A 25,477-nucleotide genomic window follows, 5' to 3' on the forward strand; every position below is an offset into this window, starting at 1 on the left:
CTGTTACTTGAGATTCACGGTGGCCCACTATCTAACTACGGCCCGCGCTTTTCTGCCGAAATGCAACTATTTGCCGCCGCAGGCTATGTCGTGCTCTACACTAACCCTCGTGGCTCTACCAGCTACGGCAATGAGTTTGCCAACCTGATCCATCACAACTTCCCCAGCCAGGATTACGATGACCTAATGGCAGGTGTCGATGCAGTTATCGCCCAAGGCTATATCGATGAGGATCAATTATTTGTCACAGGTGGGAGTGCCGGCGGCACACTGACGGCCTGGATTATTGGTAAAACTGAACGATTCAGGGCTGCGGTAGTTGTCGCACCGGTAATCAATTGGGAGAGCTTTGTTCTAACTGCCGATTACTCCAAAATATTTACTCGCTACTGGTTTTCCGGGATGCCTTGGGAGGCCCCCGAGGAGTATCGACGCCGCTCTCCACTCACATATATTGGCAATGTCACTACACCGACCATGCTATTGACCGGAGAAAACGATTATCGCACCCCGATATCTGAGACCGAACAGTTTTACCAAGCACTAAAGTTAAATGATGTAGAGGCGGCTATGGTGCGCCTTCCAAACACATCCCATAACTTTTCCGATAGACCCAGCAAGAGAATCTCTAAAGTAGCTTCGACCCTCTACTGGTTTGATCAACACAAACCCGATAGAGAAAATGAAAGCGAGGACTTAGCAACCAACTAATTCAAAATTTTACAGGTATATTCGGCCAAATAACGGAGTAGCAGGTCAGCCATCCTGCTGCTCCATCACGGATTATCCCATCGAGCACACCAGTCAACGGATCACTCCCTTTACCCCCCCTTCCTCAGGTATCCTCTAGGAAACAAGAAGGAGGAGCCTAAAGATCATGAACCGGCTAATAAAAATTGTCGCAGCGATGTTTATCGCCAGCCCTGCGCTCGCTGATAACCAACTACCCAATTTTAGTTACGAGGATGTATTTAACCTCGAATACGCGAGTAGCCCTCAGTTCAGCAGTGACGGGAAAAGTATTTATTACGTCCGCAACTCAATGAACAAAATGAAAGACGGCAAGCGCGCGAACCTTTGGCGTATCGGTACCGATGGCAAAGATCACCGCCCTATGACCTCTGGAGACTACTCCGATTACTCCCCACAGCTATCCCCAGACGGGAAGACCATCGCTTTTATCAGCACCCGCAGTGGCAGCCCGCAGATCCACCTGCTGTGGTTAGATAATGGCCAGAATCTGCAGATTACTCACCTGCCAAAATCCCCCTCCAATATCCAGTGGTCACGGGATGGTAAGCAAATAGCTTTCACTATGTTCGTACCGGAGAGCAAACCTCTGCCAGTAAAGCTCCCCAGTGCCCCGGAAGGCGCAGAGTGGGCTAAGCCACCACAGTTTATCGACAGCAGCATTTATCGTTCAGATGGCATGGGCTATTTAAAGCAGGGGCATGTACAGGTTTTTGTGATCCCTCGAGAGGGCGGTACCCCTCGCCAGCTTACCGAAGGCGAGTACGATCACCACAGCAGTCTCGCCTGGAGTAAAAATAACGATGCAATTTACTTCTCAGCCAATCGTCATCCCGATCACGAAATCGAGCTGATGAACTCGGAAATTTACAAGGTAAGCCTACAAAACGGCAGTATCGAGCAAATTACCGAACGTTATGGTCCCGACCATCACCCGCAGATGTCTCCAGATGGTACGAAGCTGGCCTATTTAGGCTTTGAAGATCAAAAGCTCGGATACCAACAACATACTCTGCGCGTCCTGGATCTCAATAGCGGGAAGTCCCGTAAAATAAAAACTGCCAAGGATCGCAGCATCTCCAACTTCCACTGGCTGGGCGATAGCAAGCGAATTGCCTATAGCTACGACGATCACGGCTCCACCAAAATAGCCATCAAGAAAATTGGTTCCAGCGAAACCCTGATGGCCAGCGACGCAGGAGGCCTTTCGCTGGGACGCCCTTACTCCGGTGCCAATTTTGCAGTTTCCAAACGCGGGGACATCGCCTACACACAAACGACCCCTCAGAATCCCGCCGAACTGGCTCTAGCGCGCAACGGCAAAACCCAGGCACTCACCGAGCTCAATGGCGACCTGATGCCACTGCGCGAGATGGCAAATATTGAGGAGATCAACTACAAATCGAGCTATGATGGCCGAGATGTTCAGGGCTGGGTCGCTTACCCACCCAATTTCGACCCCGAGAAGAAGTATCCCCTTCTATTGGAAATTCACGGTGGTCCCTTCTCTAATTACGGCCCCAGATTTGCCGCCGAAGTCCAATTATTTGCCGCTGCTGGTTATGTTGTTCTGTACACTAACCCCCGTGGCTCCACCAGCTACGGCCATGAATTTGCCAACTTAATTCACCATAACTACCCGAGCCAGGATTACGACGACCTGATTTCTGGCGTCGATGCAGTAATTGCTCAAGGTTATATTGATGAAGAGCAGCTTTTTGTAACAGGTGGCAGTGGTGGGGGTACACTGACAGCCTGGATTATTGGCAAAACCGATCGCTTCAGAGCTGCTGTTGTTGCCAAGCCTGTCATCAACTGGGAGAGCTTCGTTTTAACTGCTGATTATTCGAGGTTTTTTACTAGCTATTGGTTCTCAGGGATGCCCTGGGAGAAACCTGAGGAATACCGCCGTCGCTCACCGCTCACCTATGTCGGAAACGTTACCACTCCCACTATGCTCTTAACCGGGGAAGAGGATTACCGTACACCAATGTCAGAAACGGAACAGTTTTATCAAGCACTAAAACTTAATGACGTTGACGCTGCCATGGTTCGCATTCCAGGGGCATCCCACAGTATCGCTGCCAGGCCAAGTCAGTTAGTGGCAAAAGTTGCATCGATTCTATATTGGTTTGATCAGCACAAGTCCAATCGGGAAAGTGAAGACTTAGCAAAAACTAACAATCTGTACCAATAAACCAAAGCTAAAACCTTCCTAGCGGGCTTTCAAAGCCCGCTTTCTATTTCTCTATTCTCCTCTCCCAATTTAACGCATAATCAACAGCATAATTTATAAGGAAGAAATTATGCGTAAAATTTTACTTATCCTTTTTTTATGGCCCACCATTGCATATTCAAGCCAAGTACCACTAAAAAAATTCATACGCCACGCAGATATTGAGGAAGTAAAAATATCTCCAACAGGCTCACATCTAGCCATAAGGAAACTACATGGAGGTGAACGTATACTGATCTTTATGTCTATTGAATCTTTAGAATTCACTGGATTCTTACATTTTAGAGGCAGGGAGGAAGTAGGAAATTTCTACTGGGCAAACAACGAAAGGGTTGTAGTTGAAGTAATGTCACGAAAGGCAGCTCTAGAAACCCCTGTCAACTACGGCTCCCTGTATGCCATCAATTACGACGGCTCCAAGGGAAAAAACATTTTTGGTTACTTGGCCGGAGAACGTCAAACTGGCACCCGCTTTAAGAAGGCCGAATCAACTTATGCACATGCTACGATTATTGACCCTCTTCCACATAAGAAAAAAGAAATACTTATCTCCACATCCCCCTGGAGGAACGATTGGGAGTCCAAAGGAGAAGTTGCCAAACTTAACATATATACTGGAGTTAAAAATCAAGTCATAAAGCTACCCCAAATAGATGGGCGAGCTTACACTGATGGAGCAGGTAACCTCCTCTATGCTACTGGCACTGATAAAAATAACAATCGACAACTATTTTTCAGGTCCAAAAACAATTGGCATAGAGTCAAAAATTCCACACTAGATTCAGCTAGACCAGTAGGTTTTGATACAGATACAGGGGAAGCCTACTTAATTACGAATCAAAAAAACAAAACTCAAGCCCTGATTAAATTAAAGCCCAAAAGCGAAGATTATTCACTGGTTTATCAGAATCAAGCATCCGACATTAGTGGCATCATTTATTCACCAGCCTCCTATAAGCCGACAGGCGTCTATCTACACCCAGATTATCCAGTCGAGCAGTTCATTGACCACGGGGAGCGTTTCCCTAAAATTTTTAGGGGAATTAAGAAAGCCTTTCATGGATTTCGAATTAAATTCACCAGTTTTACAACTGACGGGAACTTAGGAATACTAAAAGTTTATGGAGATCGCTTACCCGGCGACTACTATATAGTAGATTTGACAAGCAAAGCTGTTGATTTCTTAATATCATCTGCTAATTGGCTCGATCCTAGCCAGCTAAATCCGATGTTAGCCGACACTTTCACCACCACAGATAATTTAAACGTAGGCGTTTACCTTACTTTCCCTCAAGAATCTAAAATACACAACCCTATGGTTGTATTGCCGCATGGTGGCCCTCACTCACGCGACTACTGGGGTTATAACCGAAACGCACAAATTTTATCTCAAAATGGATACCTTGTACTTCAGGTGAATTTCCGTGGCTCCACCGGCTATGGTGATAAATTCTATTCTGCAGGTCTTCGAGAATGGGGAGGAAAAATTCAACAGGATATCGCAGAGGCCGTCGGCTGGGCCATTGAGAAAGGTTATGCCGACCCTAAGCGAATTTGTATTTATGGTGCAAGCTTTGGAGGATACTCAGCACTAATGAATCCCATTCGCTACCCCGATTTATACCAGTGCGCGATAGGCTATGCTGGCGTATATGACTTAGAGATGATATACACCAAAGGGGATATCAAAAAAAGGGAGCGTGGTATTTCATACCTAAATCGAACTCTTAGTAAAGATGAGAATCTTTTGAAAACCAACTCCCCAATACACAACGCAGACAAACTTAAATTACCGATTTTTTTGATTCACGGAGAAAAAGATAAGCGAGCTCCTATTGAACACGCAGAAGCATTAGTAAAAGCTTTCAAGAAGGAAGGCAAACCTATCCAAACCCTATTTGTAAAAACAGAAGGACATGGCTTCTATGCCGAAGAGAACAGGATGAAACTCTACACAGAAATATTGGACTTTTTGGATCAACATATTGGCGTTGGGGCTAGCGAAAAAAATAAAGGATAAAATTTAAACTGAAAATGTAGCCCCACTTACTTCAGGGGCTACACTTGTCAAGCTACCCGTCACAGCAGAAAAGAAGATCACTTAACCATGATCGCGATATGCCTTCCACTTCTTCATATGACGATCCTTTTTTTCAGCCTTCAGGGTTTCCAGCTTGGCGAGCTGCTCATCTGTTAATACAGACTCAAATTGAGTACGCATCTGGTTGCGGCTCTGCATTTTAGCGACTTCCAGTTTGCCAATCTCCGCCCCCAGGCTTGCCAGTGTTTGCTGATCGGCCCCGGAACGAATTGCTTCACGCAACTCTTCATACGCTTTGTGCATTTCTTCGCGCTTAGCTATTTTTCCTTCACGGTTGGACTCGCGAAGCTCCTTCAGTTGATCCTTTTGAGCTTCCGTCAGGTCCAGCTCTTTAGCAATTTTTTCTGGTCCATGGCCGCGACCTTCCATACGTCCTTTACCATCACATGCCATGCCAACGGCTGGTACTGCTACAACGCCAGCCAAAGCCAAACTACCTACTACAGTTTTCCAGTTTTTCATCGTTCAACCCTCTCGTTTGCATTCAGTAAGTACATAGTAAGTGAGCGCCGTGTAAACGGGGGATAACTGTGGTAAACCTTTGTTAAGAACTCACAACAAGCGCTTTTTATAATAAATACAGTTTACAAAATGCACCGACTGTAAAAAAATTTTCAAATTAATGGTTGTGAAGGGAAATAAAAGAGAGGGATAGAATTTAAATTGGAAATTTAATCCGGAAGTTATACAGGGCTGACTAGTATAACTTCCACAACATTTAGAGGTTTTTAATGGAGAGCGGCTGAGGAGGGATTTTGTTTCGTATCCACATCTTCCAGTGAGTGAGTCAGAACAAAGTAATAAACAACCTGCTCGCGCCCCTGGACTTCTGCTACCAGGTCAAAGTTGTACTCTCCCCGCTCCCCGGGAGAAATACGCACAGCGGCTATATGTTCAGGCTCAATAAACAGCTCGGCGACGGGTCGTTTACCGCGCATTACCTGAACCAACTTGGTACGGGCATCTTCAGCGGTGAAGCGCCAGTGGTAGTCATCATCATCGTATACTACCGAATCACTACTTCCGGCCCTGACGATGCAATTTGTATGCTCTGCCAGCCAGGGCCAAAACTCGCTGAACAACAGAGAGCTTTTCATAACGAATCAGTCATCCAACTCAAGAACATCACTATCAAGCGCAAGCTCTTCAGCTATTTGCAGACACCAGCGATTCAGCCGCTCTGTGGTCATCTCTTCCTGCTGGTCTTCATCAATAGCCAGGCCGACAAACTTTGCTCCACCTTCGACTTCAGCTTTTGAGGCTTCATACTCGTAGCCTTCAGTGGACCAGTGACCGACTATAGTGGCTCCTTTTTCCACAATAACATCGTGGAGCATGCCCATCGCATCCAGGAAATAGTCGCCGTACCCAAATTGGTCTCCCAGGCCAAATAAAGCGACGGTCTTTCCGCTAAAATCGATTTCCTGCACATCCTCCCAGAACTCTTCCCAGTCAGATTGAATCTGACCAAAGTCCCAGGTAGGGATTCCAAAGATAAGATACTGATAATTAGCAATATCCAACTGGGTGACATCGGCAATATCAAACAGGTCTACATTGTCTTCGCCAAGGCGGGCGCGGATGCGCAAAGCTACAGACTCGGTATTACCCTCATCACTGCCATAGAACAAGCCGATTTTACTCACAGTCAACCCTCTCCGCCCAATCCGGGCCGCTACATACTAAATTACAAGGCGGCGTATTCTCCCAGCAATAACCGGGCTCAGCAAGTTACCTATCTGATCAGGTTTCGGCAAGAATAAAGAAAAATGCCCCCGGGGCAGCGGGGGCTAAGGGTTATGAACCTGCTGGGCCTTGGGGAAGGGTGCACCCAGCGGATCGCACAAGGAGTCTTTGGTTGGGGGGCCTAGGACTCAGTATCCTGGCTCGCAGAGCTTTCATCGCGCCGTTTCATTTGGCGCGCTTTGCGCTCACTCTTAAGCTGCTCCAGCTTGGCCTTCTGCTCATCAGTCAGAATGGCCTTGAACTGTTCTTTCATCGTATCGTGATTCTGCATCTGCTGAACCTTTAGTTTGCCAAGCTCCTCACCCAGCTGGTCCAGTGTCGTCTGGTCAGCACCAGATTCGATCGCTTCATTGATTTGCTGGCGCAGTTCAATCATTTGCTCACGTTGCGCCATTCGCGCTTCACGAGTACTCTCACGATTGGCCTTCAGCTGTGCTTGCTGGCCTTCGGTCAACTCAAGCTGGCGGACCATATATTCAAATCCGCGCCCCTGACCGCTTACACCACCGCCGAAAGCCATCGCTGCTGGAGCAACCAGGACACCTACCAAGGCCAAGCTTCCTATCGCTTGTTTCCAGTGTTTCATTCCTTCGCCCTCATGTTCGCGTTCAGTGACTTCATAGTAAGCGCAGCTTATGTAAACGGGGGAAAACGCCGGTAAACATTTGTTAAGAACGGTAAAAAGCTCCATCGCCGGCGGTAACCAGCGCCAGCGCTTTGCATATAATGGCCACACAGAAACTGAGAGAACGCCATGAGCCGCATCCTTTTAATCGACGATGACACCGAACTCACCGACTTGCTAAGGGAGTACCTTACTGGAGAGGGTTTTCAAGTAACTGCTGCCAATGATGGTGGCCGGGGATTAGAGCTTGCTCAGAGCGAGAGCTTTGACGCTCTGGTTCTGGACGTCATGCTGCCTGTTCACAATGGCTTTGAAGTGCTGCGCAAACTCAGGGAGGAGGCATCAGCAGCAAGCCGCTCCCTGCCGGTTTTGATGCTTACTGCAAAAGGAGACACTGTGGATCGTATCGTCGGCCTTGAAATGGGTGCCGACGACTACCTGCCCAAACCCTGCAATCCCAGGGAGTTGGCGGCCCGACTGCGCGCAGTACTCCGCCGCGGCCGAGTCGAAACTGAAGAGAGTGACGACAGTCTTAGCAGTGGCCAGATTCGACTACTGCCTGCAGAGCATCAGGGTTATTGGAACGATCAGGCTTTGGCTCTGACCGGCGCAGAGTTCGCCGTGCTCAAGGTACTGGTTCAGCATGCCGGCGAAGTGGTTGGCAAAGAGGTTCTCACTGAAAGTGCCCTTGGCCGTAAGCTGATGCCCTACGACCGCTCCATCGATGTCCATGTCAGCAACATTCGCAAAAAGCTCGCGGATAAAGGTGCCAGCCGCGACCTGATTATCAACATCCGAGGCGCCGGATACATGCTCACCCAGAGCAAGCAGTAGGTTTTCCACGATGCGCAGTCTCTTCTGGAAAATGTTCTTTGGGGCCTGGATCACCGCCATGGTGATGGTTGTAGCCGCCATTTACATTACCCACTTCGGTGAATTCGGCGATCCCCGACAAGAGGAACGCTGGGAGGGCCCCGCCCTATTTCGCGAGGTGATGCGAAATATGCGTATCGCTCGCCGCCACGGCCCCGAACAATTCCAGCACTGGCTCGAGAAAGCCCCCAAAAAAGTCAAGCGGCGGGTTTATGCAGTTGATCAACAAGGCAACGACATCCTCGGACGCGAAGTGCCATCAAATATGGGCTCGTTGATCGACAGCCTCGATTACCGCAATCGCGAAGCTCACAAACTGGTAAATAACAAACCCACTGTAGGTTTCTTCCTACCGCTGCGCACCGGAGACCCCCTGCGTATCGTCGTCGTTGCTGGGGACAGCAAGGAAGGCCTATTGCTGCGTTTCTTATGGCGCAACTTTTGGCCGATGTTGCTGCTTTCCATGATTGCCTCAGGTCTAGCCTGCTACTGGTTGGCCCGCTACCTGAGCCGTCCACTGGAACAGCTAAGTGCCGCCACCAAGCGCGTCGCTGCCGGCGAACTGGACTACCGCGTGACTCCGTCCCTAAAGTCCCGGAATGATGAACTGACAGACCTGGCCCTGGACTTCGACTCCATGACCGCCCAGCTTCAGGAGTCGATGTCCGAGCAGCGCCGTCTGATCAAGGATGTCTCTCACGAACTGCGTTCGCCACTAGCACGCCTGCAAGTGGCACTGGCCATCGCCCGCCAAAAGCAAATAAACGGGCTCGATACAGAACTGGATAAAATCGGCAAGGCTGCGGATTACCTGGAAGATATTATTGCCGACGTGCTATCACTTCCTATTAGCAGCCAGGAGCAGCGTCCCCTGGATGACGTAGTGGAAGTTAATGCCCTGATAAGCGCCCTGGCGGAAGACCTCCACAGCGAAGCTGCTGACAAAGACCTGTCCTTTGAAATTCGCTCCGAAGGGGAAGAGCTCCTTGTCGCAACCCGGGGCAGCTCCCTGACCGCTGCCCTGGAGAACATCCTGCGCAACGCGATCAAGTACAGTCCCGAGCACGGCCGGGTCAAGGTGTCGATTAAAGAATCCTCAGAATCCTGTACCATCTCAGTCATTGACTCAGGTTCCGGCGTGGCAGATGAGGAATTGGAGGCTATTTTCCGCCCCTTCTATCGCACAGATAGTGCACGCACCCGGGAAAGTGGTGGCTTTGGACTGGGACTCGCTATCGCCCAGCGCACCATCCTGCATCACCAGGGAAGCATCAGCGCCAAAAACAGCCGGGATGCGGGCCTGTGTGTTGAGATTAAGCTCCCCCTGCTACATATTGCCGACGATTAAGCATCGCAGCAGCTAATATAAGCATCTCTACCGCCAGAGTTTTCTGGCGGTTGCTTCCTTGCACCCGCAAATAGCAAAGGAACCCGCTATGCGCTGGATTATTTATATTCTTATTGCTTTGGTAATTCTCGTGCTCGCGGGATACTTATTCCCACGCGAAGTCACTGTTCATCGCAGCGTATTTATCAACAAACCACCACAAGTGGTTTTCCCCTACGTTAATAATTTCCACAAATTCAACGAGTGGTCCCCATGGCGCCACATCGACCCCTCGGTACTCTATGAGTACAGCGGTCCCCAGGAAGGCGTCGGCGCCAAAATGACTTGGCGCGGCGAAAACTCCAAAGCCGGAAGCGGCAGTCAAACTATCTTCGCCAGCAAGCGAGATTCTGTAGTCGCCACCAAGCTGGATTTTGGTGATGGCAGCCGGGCCACGGCAGATTTCCAGCTGGAACCAAAGGATGGCGGCACCCTTCTTACCTGGAACTTCCACAGCGATACCGGCGGTGGTCCCAGAGAACGCTGGATGGGCTTGGCAGTGAAAAAAATGGTGGGAGAGTCTTATGAACAAGGGTTGGAAAAACTTAAAAACCTGGTTGAAACAGCACCGGAAAATAGCACCTCCGACGGAACCTCCACCGATTCAGTTTCAGATATTCCATCCGATGTAGATGATGCAATGGGTGATGGCCCTCAGGGTGTCCCCAGTGAACTGCGAGACCAGAATGAAGAGGAAGCAGGAGAAACACCGGAAAACCAGCAGTAACACTCAGCAATTAAGAGTAGCGATTACTGAAATACAAAAAAGCCCGCAATTTGCGGGCTTTTTCTGTTTAAACCGACTTCGGTCGATTGCGTCGCGCGGCTGGCGCCGGTGACTTGCGCAACTTCCTGCGCTGGCGCTCCAGGTTTTGTTTCTCACCCTGGGTCAATGGGCGCTGGCCCAGTTTCGGCATTCCCGCCGTTACGCAGAGGTCATCGATCTCGCGGGGCTCCATCTCAATCCACTGCCCGACGCGCACATGGGAGGGAATAAAGACGCTGCCGTAGCGCACACGCTTCAAGCGGCTAACTCTAACTCCCTGGGACTCCCACAGACGACGCACCTCGCGGTTGCGGCCCTCCATCACTACGCAGTAGAACCAGCGGTTTTTACCTTCACCTCCACTCTCCACGATGTCGGTAAAGCGCGCCGACCCATCATCCAACAACACGCCCTTGAGCAGACGCCGCCTCATTTCCTCATCCACATCACCCTGGATTCGAACCAAATATTCGCGGTCGATTACCGAGGAGGGATGCATCAATTTATTGGCCAGCTCTCCACTGTTGGTAAACAGCAGTAAACCACTGGTGTTGAAATCCAAACGCCCAACAGAAATCCAGCGGCCGGTTTTCAGTCTCGGCAGGCGATCGTAGACCGTCGGGCGGCCCTCCGGGTCGTGGCGGGAGCATATTTCTCCAACCGGTTTGTTGTAGAGTATTACCCGGCAGCGATTCTGCTCTGCCGAAGGCAGCCGACTACCATCAAACTCGATATGATCCGCGTCAGTTACGCGCTCGCCAAGCTCCGCCACTTTTCCATTTACGGTTACGCGGCCCGCATCAATTGCGCGCTCCATTTCACGGCGCGAACCGAGGCCGGTGCGCGCTAATACTTTCTGTAATTTCTCGCCTGCTGGCGGGGTACCATCACTCATGGGGTGGTGCTTTCCACTTGTACTACTTCTTTGGAATCTTCATCGACATCAGCATTTGCCTCCACCGACTCCTCGGCGACCTCTTCAGCTGTGTCGTCTTCGGCAAACATACTGCTGGGTGGTAACGTTGCCGTTAGAGAGTTCTCGCTCTCTTCTTCTGCTTGCAGCGATTCAGCGCTGCTTCCCTCATCACTGTGAAGTTCACTCTCTTCACTTAGATCAACATTTACATCCAACTCCGAATTACCTTCAGAGTCTTCCTGCTCCATTTCCCACTGGATCTCTGCTGCCGCAGTTTCCACTGAGTCTTCCTCTGCATCCGTCTCGGCGGGCGCTGCATCGGCATCTACTCCGGGCTCAGACTCGGTCTCGGTCTCGGTCTCGGTCTCGGCGCCTGATGCTTCAGCAGCAACTTCCTCAGCCAAAGCCTCTACCAGGGCATCGTCTATATCTTCGTGTTCAGCCGCAGGGGCTTCAGTAGAGGATTCTGCCTCGGTGTCTTGCTCTGACTCAGAATCTTCCAAAGCACCATTGTCCATCTCGGACTCTCCCTCCTCGGGAACCGGCTCTGGAGGCAAACCTTCCTGCCCCAGAATCTGGTTCAGACTCTCGATATCGCGGATCTCCGCCAGAGTCGGCAAATCATCCAGGGTGCTCAAATTAAAATAATCGAGAAACTCCCGGGTTGTTGCGTAGAGAGACGGCTTACCGGGCACGTCCCGCTGCCCCACAACTTTAATCCAACCGCGCTCCAGCAGGGTTTTAACAATATGCGAACTCACCGCGACGCCGCGGATATCCTCGATATCACCACGGGTTACCGGCTGTCGATAAGCGATAATGGCGAGGGTCTCCAAGGTTGCACGGGAATACCGTTGCGCCTTTTCCTCCCACAGCCGATTCACCCATGGAGCCAGGTCTTCCGGCACTTGAAAACGCCAACCACTCGCGACTTTCTTCAGTTCAAACCCTCGGTCAGCACAACTCTGGGCGATTTCTTCAAGCACATCTCTCAGGGTAGTCTTGGAGGGTTGCTCTTCCTCGTCCAGCAAAGACAACAGCTTTTCTTCACTGAGAGGCTGGCCCGCGGCCAACAGGGCGCCTTCGACGATTTTGCGCAGTAATTCGGGGGCGATTGTCATCTTCTATTTTCTAACTCGAATACATTTCCGACGCTTTATCCGAGGCCTCTATAGCGTCCTCTGGATCTTCAACCTCTTCGAGAATCTGATCCTCAGGCTCGCTGTCAGCACCGTCTTCGCTTTCACTGCTGTGGGTAGCAGCGCGAGCGCGTACGTGGATCGGGCCAAAAGCTTCATTCTGCACCAGCTCCACCAGTGACTCTTTTACCAGCTCCATCACTGCCAGGAAGGTCACTACGACACCGAGGCGACCCTCCTCAACGGTAAACAGGCTTACAAAGGGCACAAACTGGCCGTGGCGGATCTTATCCAGCACCTGGGTCATACGCTCGCGGGTGGACAATTTCTCCCGCTCAACCTGGTGGCTCTCAAACATATCCGCACGCCGCAGCACATCAGCCAGGGCGACCAGGACTTCTTTCAAGTCAATTTCAGGGTCGGGGCGTGTGATGCTGCGATCGGGAGCCTCTGCATTGGCCTGATGGACATCCCGGCCAACACGGGGGATTTCATCGAGATCCTCAGCCGCAGTTTTGAAACGCTCATACTCCTGCAAACGGCGAATCAGAGCCGCGCGGGGGTCCTCGCCCTCTTCCTCCTCCGCTTCAGGCGGTCGCGGCAACAACATCCGCGACTTTATTTCCGCCAACATAGCGGCCATTACCAGATACTCGGCGGCCAAGTCAAAGCGAATTGCCGTCATCATCTCCACATACGCCATATATTGATGGGTAATGTCGGAGACGTTGATCTCGAGAATATCCAGGTTTTGGCGGCGAATCAGGTATAGCAGGAGATCCAGAGGCCCCTCGAAAGCCTCCAGAACAACTTCCAAAGCATCTGGTGGAATAAAGAGATCCTGCGGGAGGTCGTTAAAGATTTCGCCCTGCACCAAAGCCAGGGGGGAATCCTCATCCGAGTCCTGGCCCTGCGATTCCGCATCGCCAGCCTGGGCAGGAGCTTCATCATCGCTCGCCGCAACCTCGGCCAGCACTTGCTCCTCGACCTCTGCTAGTAACTCATCACTGGACACCCTGCCCCACCCTCAATCGTGCAAACGCGCGATTATACACGGCGCCGCAGCTTTCAGCCGAGTATTTCGTCAGTTGCCCCACATCCCTGACGAATCAGTTGGGGCTCATCACCCGTCAGGTCGATCACGGTGGTGGGCTCCAACCCGCAGAAACCGCCATCGATAACCAATTCCACCTGGTGCTCCAGGGTATCGCGGATATCGTAAGGTTCGGTTAGGGGCTGCTCTTCGCCGGGCATAATCAGGCTACAGCTCATCAACGGCTCGCCCAATTCTTCAATCAGAGCCAGGGCGATGGGATTATCCGGCACGCGAATACCGATGGTCTTGCGCTTAGGGTGAATTAACCTGCGCGGCACCTCGGCGGTCGCCGGCATAATAAAGGTATAGGAACCCGGCGTATGATTCTTTAACAGCCTAAACATCTGGTTGTCGACCTTCGCATAGGTCGCCAGCTCCGATAGGTCTCGGCACATCAATGTGAAGTTGTGCTGCTTGTCCAGCTGGCGCACTCCTCGAATGCGCTCAACCGCCAGCTTCTCTCCCAGTCGACAGCCTATGGCGTAAGCTGAATCGGTGGGAAAAACAATAACGCCCCCTTGGGCGACGATCTCTGCTGCCTGAGTGATCAGGCGGCCTTGAGGATTATCCGGATGAATCTGAAAAAACTGCGCCACAAAGCCCCCCAAAAGCCTTACCGATTGAAAATACCTCACTGCCATCCACCAGGCTTAAAGCCGGACGATGGCCCCCAATTCACAAGCCGGAATTAGGGCAGCGAAACGTGACCCCGCTGTTCCCGGTGCAGAGTGTGCCACAGATTCCACACCGGCTCGACGTCTGCGGGCAACCTGACACAACCCAATTCACGCCAGGGCTGCTCCGGCTGGTGAAAATCGCTGCCAAGAGAGCAATATGGCATTGATTTGCCCGCCGCTTCCGCAGCTGAGAATAGTAGTTTCCTCAACTCCCTCGTCTGTGTCGGGTTCTGCCGACCGCACAACAATTCGACAGCATCTCCTTTATCTTCCAGAAATGCCCCCAACAATCGCAATAACTGGGTGCGGGTCAATCCATACTTGAGGGGATGAGCCAATACCGCACAGCCACCGGCCTGGTGAATAGTGGCGATAGTCTCTCCCAGCTGGGGCCACTCGACCCGCACATCCCCCACCTTGCCGGCACCCAAGTAGCGCTTAAATGCCTTACCCGTATCATCTATATGCCCAGCTTCCACCAGCCATCGTGCGAAATGGGGCCTACCCAGTACCGAGTCGCCCGCCAGGGCACGTCCACCCTCCAAGGCACCGCTAAAGCCGCGTTTTTCCAGCTTCTCCGCGATACGCTCTGCCCGCTCCTCGCGCAACTGCTCACGCAGCTGAATGGCTTCTTGCAAAGGCCCCGATTCGGGATTGATGTTCAGGCCTACAATATGTACGGGTCTGCGCCCCCAAAGACTGGAGAACTCAATCCCCGCCACCACATCTACGCCCAAACAGTCACCTTCCTGTTGAGCCTCAGGCACACCATCCACCGTATCGTGGTCGGTCAGGGCGAGCATCGTCACACCTTGGGATTTCGCTCTCGACACCAGCTGCGCAGGACTTAAAATACCGTCAGACGCGGTACTGTGGCAGTGCAGATCTACCAGGTCTGTATTCAAATCGGCTGAAAGGGTCTTCAACAACAGGCTCTCACTCAGTTCGACGATGAAAAAGATCGCCATATCCGTCTTTTCAGGAACAATCGCCCTATTGCGCTGTCTATGCGGCACTCGGCGTTTTCAGGGATAAGGCCCGAACTAGCAGTCACTCACAGGTGACTCGCCAGGGCCGAAGTCTGACAGTAGTTTTGTCAGCGGGGAAATTGAACGGGCTATCAACCCCATCAGTTTCCAGCGGGCATTATCACCGGAATTGAGTATGACCGAAACGAATTCGACCACGACATCTCCCGAGAAGCCTAAAAAGGAAGGGTTTCTCAGCAATATCGCCTTCAATGTCATTATTCCGACATTGATACTGACCAAGCTTTCCGGGGATGACTGGTTGGGCCCAACCTGGGCATTGATAGTGGCCCTGGCCTTCCCACTGGGTTATGGCCTTCGCGACCTGCTGCGCCTGGGCAAGGTCAATTTCTTCTCAGCCCTCGGGTTTATTGGCATCCTGCTCACTGGCGGCATCAGCTTGCTCAAGCTGGACCCGCAGTATATTGCGATTAAGGAAGCTGCAATCCCTGGCCTACTGGGTGTTGCAACGGCACTATCCGTTTACACCCGCTGGCCGCTGGTCAAAACCCTGCTTTACAACGATCAAATCCTGAATACGACAAAGATCGCCGAGTCATTACAGGCCAATGGTAACCAGCCAGCCTTCGACCGCACCTTGCGCCAGACTTCATGGATCGTTGCCGGGTCATTCTTTTTCTCCTCGGCACTGAATTACATTCTCGCCAAAATGATCGTCACCAGCCCGCCGGGCACAGAGGCCTATAACACCGAACTTGGCGAAATGACCGCCTATGGATATCTGGTTATTGCGATCCCATCAACCCTGATTCTGATGGGTGCACTCTTTTTCCTATTCTCCCGTATCGGCAAGCTGACCGGGTTGAAACTGGAAGAAGTGATGGTTGCGCAATAACACCTTAAAAAAACTAACAAGAGCATTAAAAACAATGTGGTACGCAATCATCAGTGAAGATGTTAGCGATAGTCTCCCTTTACGCAAAAAAGCCCGCGCCGGTCATTTGGCCCGACTCAACCTTCTCAAAGATGAAGGCCGTCTCCTGGCCGCCGGCCCAAACCCCAGCATCGACAGCGAAGAGCCCGGTGAAGCTGGCTTTACCGGCAGCCTGGTAATTGCTGAGTTCCCCTCTTTGGAAGAGGCCAAAGCCTGGGCTGACAGTGACCCCTATATCGAAGCTGGCGTCTATGCATCGGTTACAGTCAAGCCCTACAAGCTTGTACTGCCCTGATAAAAACTCTAACTAACAAGCTGCATCACAATGAAGAAATTACTGTCCGGTGTGCTCGCTGTAGCGCTGTTGAACTCAGCGCCAGCAGCACTTGCAGCGGAGACCCGCTATATTACCGACCAACTTCACGTGCCCATGCGCTCTGGCAAAGGCAATGAATTCCGGATTCTGCACCGCGGCCTGGCCAGTGGTACCGAGCTGGCTCTACTCGAAGATGCCGCCTCGGACGGCTGGGCAAAAGTGCGCACCCCCAACGGCACTGAGGGCTGGATCAGACGCCAATACCTTGTCAGTGAGCCCGTGGCAAAACTAAAGCTGGCAACCGCAGAAGCCAACCTGGCCCGCTTTGAAAAAATGGAAGGTAATCTGGGGGGAGAAGTTCGCCGGTTGGAGACAGAAAACGGCGAACTGAATAGCGCCCTGACCTCTGCCCAGCAGCAGAGCCAGGAATTGGCCGCCGAACTCAAAAGCCTGAAGTCCCTTTCTGCCGACGCAATTTCGCTCAACGATCGCCATCAAAAGCTTCTGCATCAGTACGAGTTGCTGAAACAGGAAAAAAGCATGGCGGAAGCGGAAATTCAGCGCCTGTCCGGTAGCGATGCCCGCAAATGGCAATTGTATGGTGCCCTATCCGTTGCATTAGGCGCTATTCTGGCGATGATTGCCCCCCATGTGCGCCCGCGCAAACGCAATTCCGAGTGGGCCAACTGATCTCCCTCGCTACAACCAAAATCGCTTACTATACGACTGCGGGAGTGCTGAGAAGCACCCCGCAGGCAGCGATACCCAAATATTTATCCTTTCTCTTTAGCCATACGCTGACACAGTAGTAAACCGATTGACCCCGGACATTCAAAGGACACGGATGATGCGTAAGTTACTCACTTTTCTTTTTTGTACTCTGTTCAGTCTTCCAATATTTGCTCAAAACCCTCAGGTGGAGCTTAAGACCGACTTGGGCATTATTCGCGTCGAGCTGTTCCCCAAGAAAGCTCCTGTCACAGTAGAGAATTTCCTCACCTATACCGATAGCGGCTTCTACGATGGCATTATTTTTCACCGCGTTGTGCCAGGATTTGTCGTCCAGGCTGGGGGCTTCACTTTCGACTTCCAGAAGAAAGAAACTCGCGACGCTATCGCTAATGAATCAGCTAACGGACTGCAAAACCTGCGCGGCACTCTCTCCATGGCACGGACCAACAACCCCGATAGCGCCACGTCTCAGTTTTTTATAAACCTGGTCGATAACACCCGCCTGGATGCCAGCGAGAACAAGCCTGGCTACGCGGTTTTTGGCAAGGTTATCGAGGGTATGGATATCGTAGAAAAAATCGAACAGGAACCCCGCGGCCTCTATCGCCAACACCCAGAGGCCCCCAACATTCCAATCCGCATACTTTCAGCAAAACGAGTTACCTCCAGCGACAACAGTGTCGCTGAACACAGCAAGGGAGAATAAGCAGTGATAGCTCTCAGTGTAAACCTCAATAAAATCGCCTTAATTCGCAATTCCCGCGAAGGCAACTTTCCCGATGTGGTCGCCCACGGGCGCATTTGCCTCGACGCCGGAGCCCAGGGGCTGACCGTACACCCCCGTCCAGACCAACGACATATTCGCCCCGGCGACGTGCGCGACCTGGCAGAACTCTGCGCCAGCCGCAAAAACATAGAATTCAACGTTGAAGGCAACCCCTTCGCCGCTCCCCTGGGGGACTACCCCGGCCTCATACCGCTGGTTTTGGAAACCAAACCAGACCAATGCACTTTGGTTCCCGACACTAATGATCAGCTCACGTCTGATCACGGCTTTGACCTCAAGCAAGATGGAGATCGATTAGTTCCGATAATTGATCAACTTAAAAATGCCGGGATACGTGTCAGCCTGTTTATGGATCCAGACCTGGACCAAATCAGCCTGGCCAAACAGGTCGGTGCTGACCGTATTGAGCTCTACACAGGCCCCTACGCCGAAGCCGTAACCAAACAGAGCCCAGAGCTGGAAACAATTTTTTCTGCCCACTGTGCCGCCGCTGAGCACGCACATCAGTTGGGGCTGGGGATTAATGCCGGCCATGACCTCAACCTGGTTAACCTACCGCGCTATCGCACATTACCGGGCTTGCAGGAAGTCTCCATAGGCCACGCCTTTACTGTCGATGCTATCAGCATGGGCCTGGAGAATGCCGTTAACGCCTACGTCGACTGCCTCGCTGGTAGCTGATGCAAAGCCTCAATATTATTGGCGCAGGTCGCCTTGGTAAAACCCTGGGGCGGCTGTGGCAGGAGAGCGGTGTATTTGGGGTGCAGTCAATTTATAACCGCAGTCTCGAGAGTGGACAAAGTGCCTGTCGATTTATCGGTGCAGGCAATGCTGTTGATTCCCTCTCAGCAATGCCGTCAGCAGACCTATGGCTGATTGGTTGTATCGATAGTGAAATCGCTATATTTGCGCAGAGACTTGCCGATAGCGGGCTGGTCGACGAGCGCACTATTATATTCCACTGCAGTGGCGCTCTCAGCTCTAAAGAACTAGCCCCATTGAGACCCGCCCTGATTGCCAGCGCTCACCCGGTTCACAGTTTTGCCGAACCGGAAACCTCGCTGCAAACATTTGCCAAAACCAGCGTCGCTGTCGAAGGGGATAGTCATGCAGTAGAGGTTATTTCTGTTGCTTTTGCAGCCATTGGCTGTGAAACACTGGCTATTGATCCCCTTAACAAGTCTCTGTACCACGCTGGATCAGTGATCGCCTCCAACTACCTCACCACCCTGATGGACCTGAGCTTACAAAGCTTTGCAGCCGCTGGCATAGAGCGGGACAGTGCTCTTCGCCTGTTGGCGCCGATTGTTTCACAGACTCTGCAAAACAATTTGACGCTGGGACCAGAGAGGTCGCTGACAGGTCCCATTGCCAGGGGGGATGTGGAAACCGTTGGCGCCCAGGTGGAAAGCCTAGCTTCAGTAGATAGCCAACTGGCACTTTGCTATCGCCATCTGGGCCTCGCCTGTGTAGAGTTGGCGCGGCGCGGCTCGCTCTCACCTGAGAGCGCAGCCAGATTGATCGAACTGCTGAGTGAGCCAACGCGGTGAAAGACTCCTCCGAATACCTGGAAAAAAAAGCCTTCTTCGATAGCCTCCTGACAATTTATGGGCGCAAGCCTGTGCTCGAGGCTCTCGAGGATTTATCTGTACCCGTCCATAAATTACATCTGGCCAGCAGCAACCGCCGCGACCAGCTAATCCAGCGAATGGAAACCCTGGCGGAAGAGCGTCAGATTGAAATTGCTTACTGGGATCGTAAGGGCCTGTCCCGGATTTCGAAGAATTCCCGTCAGGACCAAGGTGTAGCCCTCGACCTGGCCCTGCCTCACTACGGCAGAGCAGAGGACTTTTTACAGAAGGTTGCAGCCCCAGAGCACCAAAACACCTATGAACTTCTGGCCCTGGATGGCATAACCAACCCTCAAAACCTGGGCATGATTATTCGCTCAGCCTGTGCCGGCGGCATCGATGGAATCATCCTGCCAAAGAAAGGCTGTGCACAAATAGACCCCCTCGTTATCAAAGCCAGCACAGGCACCCTGTTTAAAACCCGGATTTTGCGCTGTGACAAATTGGCAGCCACCCTGGGGGAGTTCCGCAAAGCGAGGGCTCAGGTTTGTGGGCTGTCATCCCACGCCCGAACCACCTTGAAAGAGGTCTCCAGTAAAGTCTCCACAATTTTTGTGCTGGGCAATGAAACCCACGGTGTTAGCGATGCCGTCGCAGCTCAGTGCAATGAACTGGTACGTATCCCCATGCAAAACGGTGTGGAAAGCTTGAATGTGGCGGTCACGGCCGCACTAATTAGCTTCCGTCGAGAAATCTAACTCTGCCCTTGTGGGAGGTACCCTCCTCCCACTCCCTCAACTTATCCCACGGGTTCAATCCCAACCTATCCAGGATTATCCACTACCCACAGATTCTGTGGATATCTCTGTGGCTAACTTAGAGTAGTAGGCCGCAAAGGCCCGCCATTTGGTCTTTGTGACAATATGAAGAAAAAATAAACAACCTGGGAAACGCTCAAAAAATCAACGAGTTAGAGAAAACTTAGCTAAGCGTTTAGCGACAATCCGTACCAATTAAAGATCGAATAGAGAGAAGGGGCCGCTGTGGAAAATGAGACGCGAAGCCCAAAACAAAAAAAGAAAGGGGTGCTAAGCACCCCCTCTCGATTCTGCAGTTACTCCCACTCAATTGTCGCGGGAGGCTTGCTGGAAACGTCGTAGACCACACGAGAGATGTGCTCTATCTCATTGATAATGCGGTTCGAGACCTTCTCAATCAGCTCATAGGGGAGATGCGCCCAGCGCGCTGTCATAAAGTCCACAGTCTCTACCGCGCGAAGAGCTACCACGTATTCATATCGGCGGCCATCGCCGACAACACCCACAGATTTTACCGGAAGGAATACGGCAAAGGCCTGGCTGGTTTTGTGATACCAATCGGCGTTGTGCAGCTCCTCGATAAAGATCGCATCCGCCTCTCGCAGAATATCGGCATATTCCCGCTTTACCTCACCGAGAATCCGCACGCCCAGACCCGGTCCCGGGAAGGGGTGACGGTAAACCATGTCGTAAGGCAAGCCCAGCTCCAGGCCGATCTTACGAACCTCGTCTTTGAACAGTTCACGCAGAGGCTCTACCAGCTCAAACTGCATATCCTCCGGCAGGCCGCCCACATTGTGATGAGACTTAATCACATGTGCCTTGCCGGTTTTTGCGGCGGCAGACTCAATAACGTCTGGGTAGATAGTGCCCTGAGCCAGGAATTTCACCTCCTGTAACTTGGAAGCTTCGCGATCAAAAATCTCAATAAAGGTATTACCAATGATTTTGCGCTTGGCTTCAGGGTCTTTTTCACCTTGGAGGCGCCCAAGGAAATCCTCTTCCGCATCAGAACGGATAACCCGGACGCCCATATTGTCGGCGAACATCTGCATTACCTGGTCGCCTTCGTTTTTACGCAGAAGGCCATTATCTACAAATACGCAGGTCAGCTGATCGCCAATAGCCTTGTGCAGCAAAGCGGCTACCACAGAGCTGTCGACACCACCGGATAAACCGAGCAGCACCTTGCCCTCGCCCACCTGATCGCGGACTTTAGCAATAGAGTCTTCAATAATGTTCGCGGGAGTCCAGAGCTTCTCACACCCGCAAATATCAATCACAAAGTGCTCATAAATACGCATGCCTTGCAGGGTATGAGTCACTTCCGGGTGGAACTGTACACCGAAGAAATTCTTCTCAGCGTTGTACATACCGGCAATTGGGCAGGAATCAGTGGAAGCCAGCAGTTCAAAGCCCTCAGGCATCGCCACTACCTTGTCGCCGTGACTCATCCAAACATCCAGTAGGGAACTGCCATCATCAGCGATATGATCTTTGATATCGCTCAACAGGTTGGATTGGCCTTCAACTTTTACCTGGGCATAGCCAAATTCGCGAATATCGCTACCCTGTACGGTACCTCCAAGCTGATGGGCCATGGTCTGCATGCCATAGCAAATGCCCAGTACCGGCACGCCCAGGTTATAAACCGCTTCCGGCGCACGCGGGGAGCCCTCCTCCGGTACCGACTCGGGGCCGCCGGCGAGAATAATGCCCTTGGGCTGATACTCACGAATTTCCTCTTCGGTCATATCGAAAGCGCGAATTTCAGAAAATACGCCCAGCTCGCGGACACGGCGGGCAATCAATTGTGTGTACTGGGACCCGAAGTCGAGAATGAGTATTCGGCTGGAATGGATATCTTGGCTCATGACTTACTCGATAACTGGATTAAATAACGGCAAACGGACCTTAAAGGTCCGTTTGCTGCTTGTTCCGTCTAAATTTTTTCACCTGGAGAAGGTCGAAGGCTTAGCGTCGGCCCACCGGATAGTTGGGGGCTTCTTTGGTAATTTGAACGTCGTGAACATGGGACTCACCCATACCGGCTGCCGTGACCCGCACAAACTCAGGACGAGTGCGCATGGTCTCGATATCGACACTGCCGGTGTAACCCATAGCTGAACGCAAACCACCCATCATCTGGTGAACAATGGCTGACAGCGGGCCTTTATAAGGCACTCGACCTTCGATACCTTCCGGTACCAGTTTTTCAGCGCCCTTACTCGCATCCTGGAAATAGCGATCGGAAGAACCCTGGGTGCGAGACATAGCACCGAGAGAACCCATCCCGCGATAGGACTTGTAAGTACGACCCTGATAGAGCTCAACTTCGCCCGGCGCCTCTTCGGTACCTGCGAACATGGAACCCATCATGACTGATGAGGCGCCGGCAACAATTGCCTTGGAGATATCGCCGGAGTAACGGATACCACCGTCGGCGATCATGGGCACACCGAATTCTTTAAGGGCCGTGGCAACCTCTGCAATTGCCGTCACCTGGGGTACGCCGATACCCGTTACGATGCGGGTGGTACAGATAGAACCGGGGCCGATACCCACTTTAACCGCATCCGCACCGGCCTCAACCAGTGCACGCGCTGCGTCAGCCGTAGCGATGTTGCCACCGATCACATCCACCTGGGGGTGCATTTCCTTAATGCGGCGCACGCGCTCAATCACGTTGCGGGAGTGGCCGTGGGCGGTATCTACTACCAGCACATCAACGCCGGCTTCTACCAATGCAGCTACGCGATCATCGGTATCCGGGCTGGTACCCACAGACGCGCCCACGCGCAGGCGACCGTCGGAATCCTTACAGGAGTTCGGGTACTGCTCTGCTTTGTTAAAGTCTTTAACAGTGATCAGGCCGCGCAACTCAAAGTTGTCGTTAACCACCAGTACCTTTTCGATACGGTGCTTATGCAGCAGTTCGCGGACTTCGTCGGGGCTCGCATCTTCGTGGGCCGTCACCAGACGCTCTTTCGGCGTCATGATGCTGGCGACACTGACGTCGAGATCAGTTAAGAAGCGAACGTCGCGGCTGGTAACGATACCTACCAAGTCGCCACGATCCATTACCGGTACACCGGAAATATTGTGGTGACTGGTCAGCGCGATCAACTCGCGCACAGTGGCATCGGACTCAATAGTAATAGGGTCTTTTACAACACCGGCTTCAAACTTCTTCACCGCGCGAACGGCAAGAGCTTGCTCTTCTATCGACATACTCTTGTGAATAATGCCGATACCCCCTTCCTGGGCCAACGCAATGGCCAGGCGAGCTTCCGTCACCGTATCCATAGCAGCGGACACAATGGGGATGTTCAGGGTAATGTTGCGGGAGAGTTGGGTTTTTAAACTCACATCCTTGGCCGTGACCTCGGAATATCCGGGCACAAGTAGGACGTCGTCAAAAGTGAGGGCTTCGCGCGCGATGCGCAGATTGGATTCAGACATTGTTGACACTCAAACCTCGAATGGGCGGGATTGGGTATCGGCGCGATTATACCTCTACGCGCCCAAAGCGCAAACATCAATTTGCAGAAAAACGGATTTGTACAGTAAAGCTCTTTACCTACAAGGGCGATACTGCAATATTGCTCCGCCCAATACGCCCGACGAGATTCACCGATGCAGACAATTCCCCCTAGTCAAAATGCCAAGCGTAGCGTGCTGTCGGTAAGTGACCTGAATCGGGAAGTTAAACATCTTCTGGAAAGCAGTGTGCCCCTTCTATGGATCAGTGGGGAGATTTCCAATTTTTCCATGCCCAGCTCCGGGCACTGGTATTTTAGCCTTAAAGATGCGCGGGCCCAGGTGCGCTGCGCCATGTTTCGCGGTCGCAATCGCAGTGTCGCCTTTCGGCCGCAAAATGGTCGCGAGGTTTTAATCAGGGCCAGGGTGAGCCTGTACGAAGGGCGCGGAGAATTTCAGCTAATCGTTGAGCATATGGAGGAGGCCGGCTTTGGCGCCCTGATGCGCCAGCTGGAACAGCTCAAAGCAAAACTGAATGCCGAGGGCCTGTTTGAAACAAGCAGAAAACGCTCTCTTCCGTTTTTGCCAACCAATATCGGCATTGTCACTTCGCCGACAGGCGCGGCAATACGGGATATGATTCACGTATTGGGCAGGAGACACCCTTCTGCACAAATTGAAATCTGGCCCGTAGCCGTTCAAGGCCAGGGGGCCGCTCAGCAAATCGCGGCAGCGATTGAAAAAGCGGGCCGCAGTGGTCGCCACGATTTATTAATTGTCGGTCGCGGCGGAGGCTCCCTGGAGGACCTGTGGTCTTTTAATGAAGAAATTGTCGCCCGCGCACTGGCCGCAAGCCCTATTCCCACTATTTCTGCAGTCGGCCACGAAACCGATACGACTATTGCAGATTTAGCCGCAGACCTGCGCGCCCCCACCCCCTCTGCCGCAGCGGAAATAGCCAGCGCCAATGCTGCAGAAATTTTACAGCGGCTTGACCAGGTCCAGCGCAGATTACACCGCGCCATGGACAACCAACTGAAGCATTTATCTCAACAGGTTCAATTGCGACGCAACCGTTTGCGCCATCCCAAGGAGCAGCTCCTCAACCAAGCCCAACGGCTGGATCATTTGGAGATGCGCCTGGTAGCAGCTTGCCAACAACAAATCCAAAGTCGCAAATCCCAATTGGATTCCGCCTCCAGAGCTTTTGCCCACAACCTGCCGACACGCCGACTCGACAATAGTCGAAAGCAGTTAATTCAATTCAAGGGAAACCTGGAGCGTGCGATGCAACTGATATTACAGCGCGGCAGTGACAAACTCTCCCACGGGGCCCAATTACTACAAAACATCAGTCCTCTGGCAGTATTGCAGCGAGGCTACGCCATTGTTCTGGATTCAGAAAATCGCGCAATTCGCGATAGTTCAGAATTGGATACCGACCAGCAAGTCCATATTAAGCTGGCCAAAGGGAACTTCACTGCAGAAGTTAAAACCATCGAAAACTGATTTCTTTAACAATTAAAGGGCGCAAATCA

25 protein-coding genes are annotated in these 25,477 nt (G+C 52.1%); 14 read left to right on the forward strand and 11 right to left on the reverse strand.

The features are described 5' to 3' along the window. Nucleotides 1–12 precede the first annotated feature (12 nt). From ACJJIZ_RS18240 to ACJJIZ_RS18250, 3 genes are all read left to right on the forward strand, one after another. Entirely contained in the window at nt 13–711 is a 699-nt protein-coding gene (locus tag ACJJIZ_RS18240; RefSeq protein WP_444916223.1) for a S9 family peptidase, read from the forward strand. 166 nt (nt 712–877) lie between these two features. After that, nucleotides 878–2,947 carry a S9 family peptidase gene (locus ACJJIZ_RS18245; protein ID WP_444914380.1) on the forward strand — a complete coding sequence of 690 codons (2,070 nt, stop codon included), beginning with the start codon at nt 878–880 and terminating at the stop codon, nt 2,945–2,947. Nucleotides 2,948–3,056: 109 nt separating this feature from the next. Continuing rightward, nucleotides 3,057–5,006: an alpha/beta hydrolase family protein gene (locus ACJJIZ_RS18250; protein WP_444914381.1), complete on the forward strand. Its 1,950-nt coding sequence runs from the start codon at nt 3,057–3,059 to the stop codon at nt 5,004–5,006. Nucleotides 5,007–5,087: 81 nt separating this feature from the next. Here ACJJIZ_RS18250 and ACJJIZ_RS18255 read toward each other — a convergent pair whose 3' ends face one another. From ACJJIZ_RS18255 to ACJJIZ_RS18270, 4 genes are all read right to left on the reverse strand, one after another. Beyond that, on the reverse strand, nt 5,088–5,549 hold the full coding sequence (locus ACJJIZ_RS18255; RefSeq protein ID WP_444914382.1) for a Spy/CpxP family protein refolding chaperone: 462 nt from the start codon (nt 5,547–5,549) through the stop codon (nt 5,088–5,090). A gap of 266 nt (nt 5,550–5,815) precedes the next feature. Beyond that, nucleotides 5,816–6,184, reverse strand: coding sequence for a hypothetical protein (locus tag ACJJIZ_RS18260; protein WP_444907635.1), 369 nt, complete (start codon nt 6,182–6,184; stop codon nt 5,816–5,818). 6 nt (nt 6,185–6,190) lie between these two features. Beyond that, entirely contained in the window at nt 6,191–6,733 is a 543-nt protein-coding gene (locus ACJJIZ_RS18265; protein ID WP_444907634.1) for a flavodoxin, read from the reverse strand. A 221-nt stretch (nt 6,734–6,954) separates the two neighbouring features. Continuing rightward, nucleotides 6,955–7,419, reverse strand: coding sequence for a Spy/CpxP family protein refolding chaperone (locus tag ACJJIZ_RS18270; protein WP_444914383.1), 465 nt, complete (start codon nt 7,417–7,419; stop codon nt 6,955–6,957). A gap of 168 nt (nt 7,420–7,587) precedes the next feature. On the opposite strand from ACJJIZ_RS18270, the gene ACJJIZ_RS18275 reads away from it, so the two are divergent. The 3 genes from ACJJIZ_RS18275 to ACJJIZ_RS18285 all read left to right on the forward strand — a co-directional run bounded on the left by ACJJIZ_RS18275 (nt 7,588) and on the right by ACJJIZ_RS18285 (nt 10,445). Continuing rightward, on the forward strand, nt 7,588–8,292 hold the full coding sequence (locus tag ACJJIZ_RS18275) for a response regulator (RefSeq protein WP_444914384.1): 705 nt from the start codon (nt 7,588–7,590) through the stop codon (nt 8,290–8,292). 10 nt (nt 8,293–8,302) lie between these two features. Next, the gene (locus ACJJIZ_RS18280; protein ID WP_444914385.1) at nt 8,303–9,679 is read left to right on the forward strand and encodes an ATP-binding protein; all 1,377 of its coding nucleotides are present in this window, start codon (nt 8,303–8,305) and stop codon (nt 9,677–9,679) included. Nucleotides 9,680–9,767: 88 nt separating this feature from the next. After that, the gene (locus ACJJIZ_RS18285; RefSeq protein ID WP_444914386.1) at nt 9,768–10,445 is read left to right on the forward strand and encodes an SRPBCC family protein; all 678 of its coding nucleotides are present in this window, start codon (nt 9,768–9,770) and stop codon (nt 10,443–10,445) included. A gap of 67 nt (nt 10,446–10,512) precedes the next feature. Here ACJJIZ_RS18285 and rluB read toward each other — a convergent pair whose 3' ends face one another. The 5 genes from rluB to ACJJIZ_RS18310 all read right to left on the reverse strand — a co-directional run bounded on the left by rluB (nt 10,513) and on the right by ACJJIZ_RS18310 (nt 15,280). Next, entirely contained in the window at nt 10,513–11,379 is an 867-nt protein-coding gene (rluB, locus tag ACJJIZ_RS18290) for a 23S rRNA pseudouridine(2605) synthase RluB (RefSeq protein ID WP_444907630.1), read from the reverse strand. After that, entirely contained in the window at nt 11,376–12,521 is a 1,146-nt protein-coding gene (gene scpB / locus ACJJIZ_RS18295; RefSeq protein ID WP_444914387.1) for an SMC-Scp complex subunit ScpB, read from the reverse strand. Before scpB ends, rluB begins: the two co-directional genes overlap by 4 nt. Nucleotides 12,522–12,531: 10 nt before the next feature. Next, the gene (locus ACJJIZ_RS18300; RefSeq protein ID WP_444914388.1) at nt 12,532–13,554 is read right to left on the reverse strand and encodes a segregation and condensation protein A; all 1,023 of its coding nucleotides are present in this window, start codon (nt 13,552–13,554) and stop codon (nt 12,532–12,534) included. Between the two features lie 53 nt (nt 13,555–13,607). Beyond that, complete coding sequence (locus tag ACJJIZ_RS18305; protein WP_282933701.1) at nt 13,608–14,231, reverse strand: L-threonylcarbamoyladenylate synthase; 624 nt, start codon at nt 14,229–14,231, stop codon at nt 13,608–13,610. Nucleotides 14,232–14,323: 92 nt separating this feature from the next. Then, nucleotides 14,324–15,280, reverse strand: coding sequence for a PHP domain-containing protein (locus ACJJIZ_RS18310; protein ID WP_444914389.1), 957 nt, complete (start codon nt 15,278–15,280; stop codon nt 14,324–14,326). Nucleotides 15,281–15,476: 196 nt separating this feature from the next. Between ACJJIZ_RS18310 and ACJJIZ_RS18315 the strand changes: the two genes are divergently transcribed. From ACJJIZ_RS18315 to ACJJIZ_RS18345, 7 genes are all read left to right on the forward strand, one after another. Next, nucleotides 15,477–16,196, forward strand: a complete 720-nt coding sequence (locus ACJJIZ_RS18315; protein WP_282933704.1) for a VC0807 family protein — start codon at nt 15,477–15,479, stop codon at nt 16,194–16,196. Between the two features lie 34 nt (nt 16,197–16,230). Next, complete coding sequence (locus tag ACJJIZ_RS18320; RefSeq protein WP_108734042.1) at nt 16,231–16,530, forward strand: YciI family protein; 300 nt, start codon at nt 16,231–16,233, stop codon at nt 16,528–16,530. A gap of 30 nt (nt 16,531–16,560) precedes the next feature. After that, complete coding sequence (locus tag ACJJIZ_RS18325) at nt 16,561–17,241, forward strand: TIGR04211 family SH3 domain-containing protein (RefSeq protein WP_444896521.1); 681 nt, start codon at nt 16,561–16,563, stop codon at nt 17,239–17,241. 157 nt (nt 17,242–17,398) lie between these two features. Continuing rightward, nucleotides 17,399–17,989, forward strand: a complete 591-nt coding sequence (locus tag ACJJIZ_RS18330; RefSeq protein ID WP_444898217.1) for a peptidylprolyl isomerase — start codon at nt 17,399–17,401, stop codon at nt 17,987–17,989. A 3-nt stretch (nt 17,990–17,992) separates the two neighbouring features. Beyond that, the gene (locus ACJJIZ_RS18335) at nt 17,993–18,751 is read left to right on the forward strand and encodes a pyridoxine 5'-phosphate synthase (RefSeq protein ID WP_444914390.1); all 759 of its coding nucleotides are present in this window, start codon (nt 17,993–17,995) and stop codon (nt 18,749–18,751) included. Next, nucleotides 18,751–19,620, forward strand: a complete 870-nt coding sequence (locus tag ACJJIZ_RS18340; protein WP_444914391.1) for a Rossmann-like and DUF2520 domain-containing protein — start codon at nt 18,751–18,753, stop codon at nt 19,618–19,620. The genes ACJJIZ_RS18335 and ACJJIZ_RS18340 overlap by 1 nt, the downstream gene beginning before the upstream one ends. Beyond that, complete coding sequence (locus ACJJIZ_RS18345) at nt 19,617–20,399, forward strand: TrmH family RNA methyltransferase (protein WP_444914392.1); 783 nt, start codon at nt 19,617–19,619, stop codon at nt 20,397–20,399. The genes ACJJIZ_RS18340 and ACJJIZ_RS18345 overlap by 4 nt, the downstream gene beginning before the upstream one ends. 356 nt (nt 20,400–20,755) lie before the next feature. On the opposite strand, the gene guaA is transcribed toward ACJJIZ_RS18345, so the two are convergent. Together guaA and guaB are read right to left on the reverse strand one after the other, a co-directional pair. Continuing rightward, a complete protein-coding gene (guaA, locus tag ACJJIZ_RS18350) occupies nt 20,756–22,333 on the reverse strand; it encodes a glutamine-hydrolyzing GMP synthase (RefSeq protein ID WP_444914393.1) in 1,578 nt (525 codons plus the stop codon). A gap of 100 nt (nt 22,334–22,433) precedes the next feature. Next, entirely contained in the window at nt 22,434–23,921 is a 1,488-nt protein-coding gene (gene guaB, locus ACJJIZ_RS18355; protein ID WP_282933710.1) for an IMP dehydrogenase, read from the reverse strand. A gap of 174 nt (nt 23,922–24,095) precedes the next feature. Between guaB and xseA the strand changes: the two genes are divergently transcribed. Next, nucleotides 24,096–25,448 carry an exodeoxyribonuclease VII large subunit gene (gene xseA / locus ACJJIZ_RS18360; RefSeq protein ID WP_444914394.1) on the forward strand — a complete coding sequence of 451 codons (1,353 nt, stop codon included), beginning with the start codon at nt 24,096–24,098 and terminating at the stop codon, nt 25,446–25,448. Nucleotides 25,449–25,477: the final 29 nt, after the last annotated feature.

It is taken from the genome of Microbulbifer maximicatervae (SeqCode), from assembly GCF_052467225.1.

Bases quoted from the DNA above. Each gene is read 5' to 3' on its own strand.
- ACJJIZ_RS18245 (WP_444914380.1), top strand. From the start codon at position 878: ATGAACCGGCTAATAAAAATTGTCGCAGCGATGTTTATCGCCAGCCCT.
- ACJJIZ_RS18250 (WP_444914381.1), top strand. From the start codon at position 3,057: ATGCGTAAAATTTTACTTATCCTTTTTTTATGGCCCACCATTGCATAT.
- ACJJIZ_RS18255 (WP_444914382.1), bottom strand. From the start codon at position 5,549: ATGAAAAACTGGAAAACTGTAGTAGGTAGTTTGGCTTTGGCTGGCGTT.
- ACJJIZ_RS18260 (WP_444907635.1), bottom strand. From the start codon at position 6,184: ATGAAAAGCTCTCTGTTGTTCAGCGAGTTTTGGCCCTGGCTGGCAGAG.
- ACJJIZ_RS18270 (WP_444914383.1), bottom strand. From the start codon at position 7,419: ATGAAACACTGGAAACAAGCGATAGGAAGCTTGGCCTTGGTAGGTGTC.
- ACJJIZ_RS18275 (WP_444914384.1), top strand. From the start codon at position 7,588: ATGAGCCGCATCCTTTTAATCGACGATGACACCGAACTCACCGACTTG.
- ACJJIZ_RS18280 (WP_444914385.1), top strand. From the start codon at position 8,303: ATGCGCAGTCTCTTCTGGAAAATGTTCTTTGGGGCCTGGATCACCGCC.
- ACJJIZ_RS18285 (WP_444914386.1), top strand. From the start codon at position 9,768: ATGCGCTGGATTATTTATATTCTTATTGCTTTGGTAATTCTCGTGCTC.
- rluB (WP_444907630.1), bottom strand. From the start codon at position 11,379: ATGAGTGATGGTACCCCGCCAGCAGGCGAGAAATTACAGAAAGTATTA.
- scpB (WP_444914387.1), bottom strand. From the start codon at position 12,521: ATGACAATCGCCCCCGAATTACTGCGCAAAATCGTCGAAGGCGCCCTG.
- ACJJIZ_RS18310 (WP_444914389.1), bottom strand. From the start codon at position 15,280: ATGGCGATCTTTTTCATCGTCGAACTGAGTGAGAGCCTGTTGTTGAAG.
- ACJJIZ_RS18315 (WP_282933704.1), top strand. From the start codon at position 15,477: ATGACCGAAACGAATTCGACCACGACATCTCCCGAGAAGCCTAAAAAG.
- ACJJIZ_RS18320 (WP_108734042.1), top strand. From the start codon at position 16,231: ATGTGGTACGCAATCATCAGTGAAGATGTTAGCGATAGTCTCCCTTTA.
- ACJJIZ_RS18325 (WP_444896521.1), top strand. From the start codon at position 16,561: ATGAAGAAATTACTGTCCGGTGTGCTCGCTGTAGCGCTGTTGAACTCA.
- ACJJIZ_RS18330 (WP_444898217.1), top strand. From the start codon at position 17,399: ATGCGTAAGTTACTCACTTTTCTTTTTTGTACTCTGTTCAGTCTTCCA.
- ACJJIZ_RS18340 (WP_444914391.1), top strand. From the start codon at position 18,751: ATGCAAAGCCTCAATATTATTGGCGCAGGTCGCCTTGGTAAAACCCTG.
- guaA (WP_444914393.1), bottom strand. From the start codon at position 22,333: ATGAGCCAAGATATCCATTCCAGCCGAATACTCATTCTCGACTTCGGG.
- guaB (WP_282933710.1), bottom strand. From the start codon at position 23,921: ATGTCTGAATCCAATCTGCGCATCGCGCGCGAAGCCCTCACTTTTGAC.
- xseA (WP_444914394.1), top strand. From the start codon at position 24,096: ATGCAGACAATTCCCCCTAGTCAAAATGCCAAGCGTAGCGTGCTGTCG.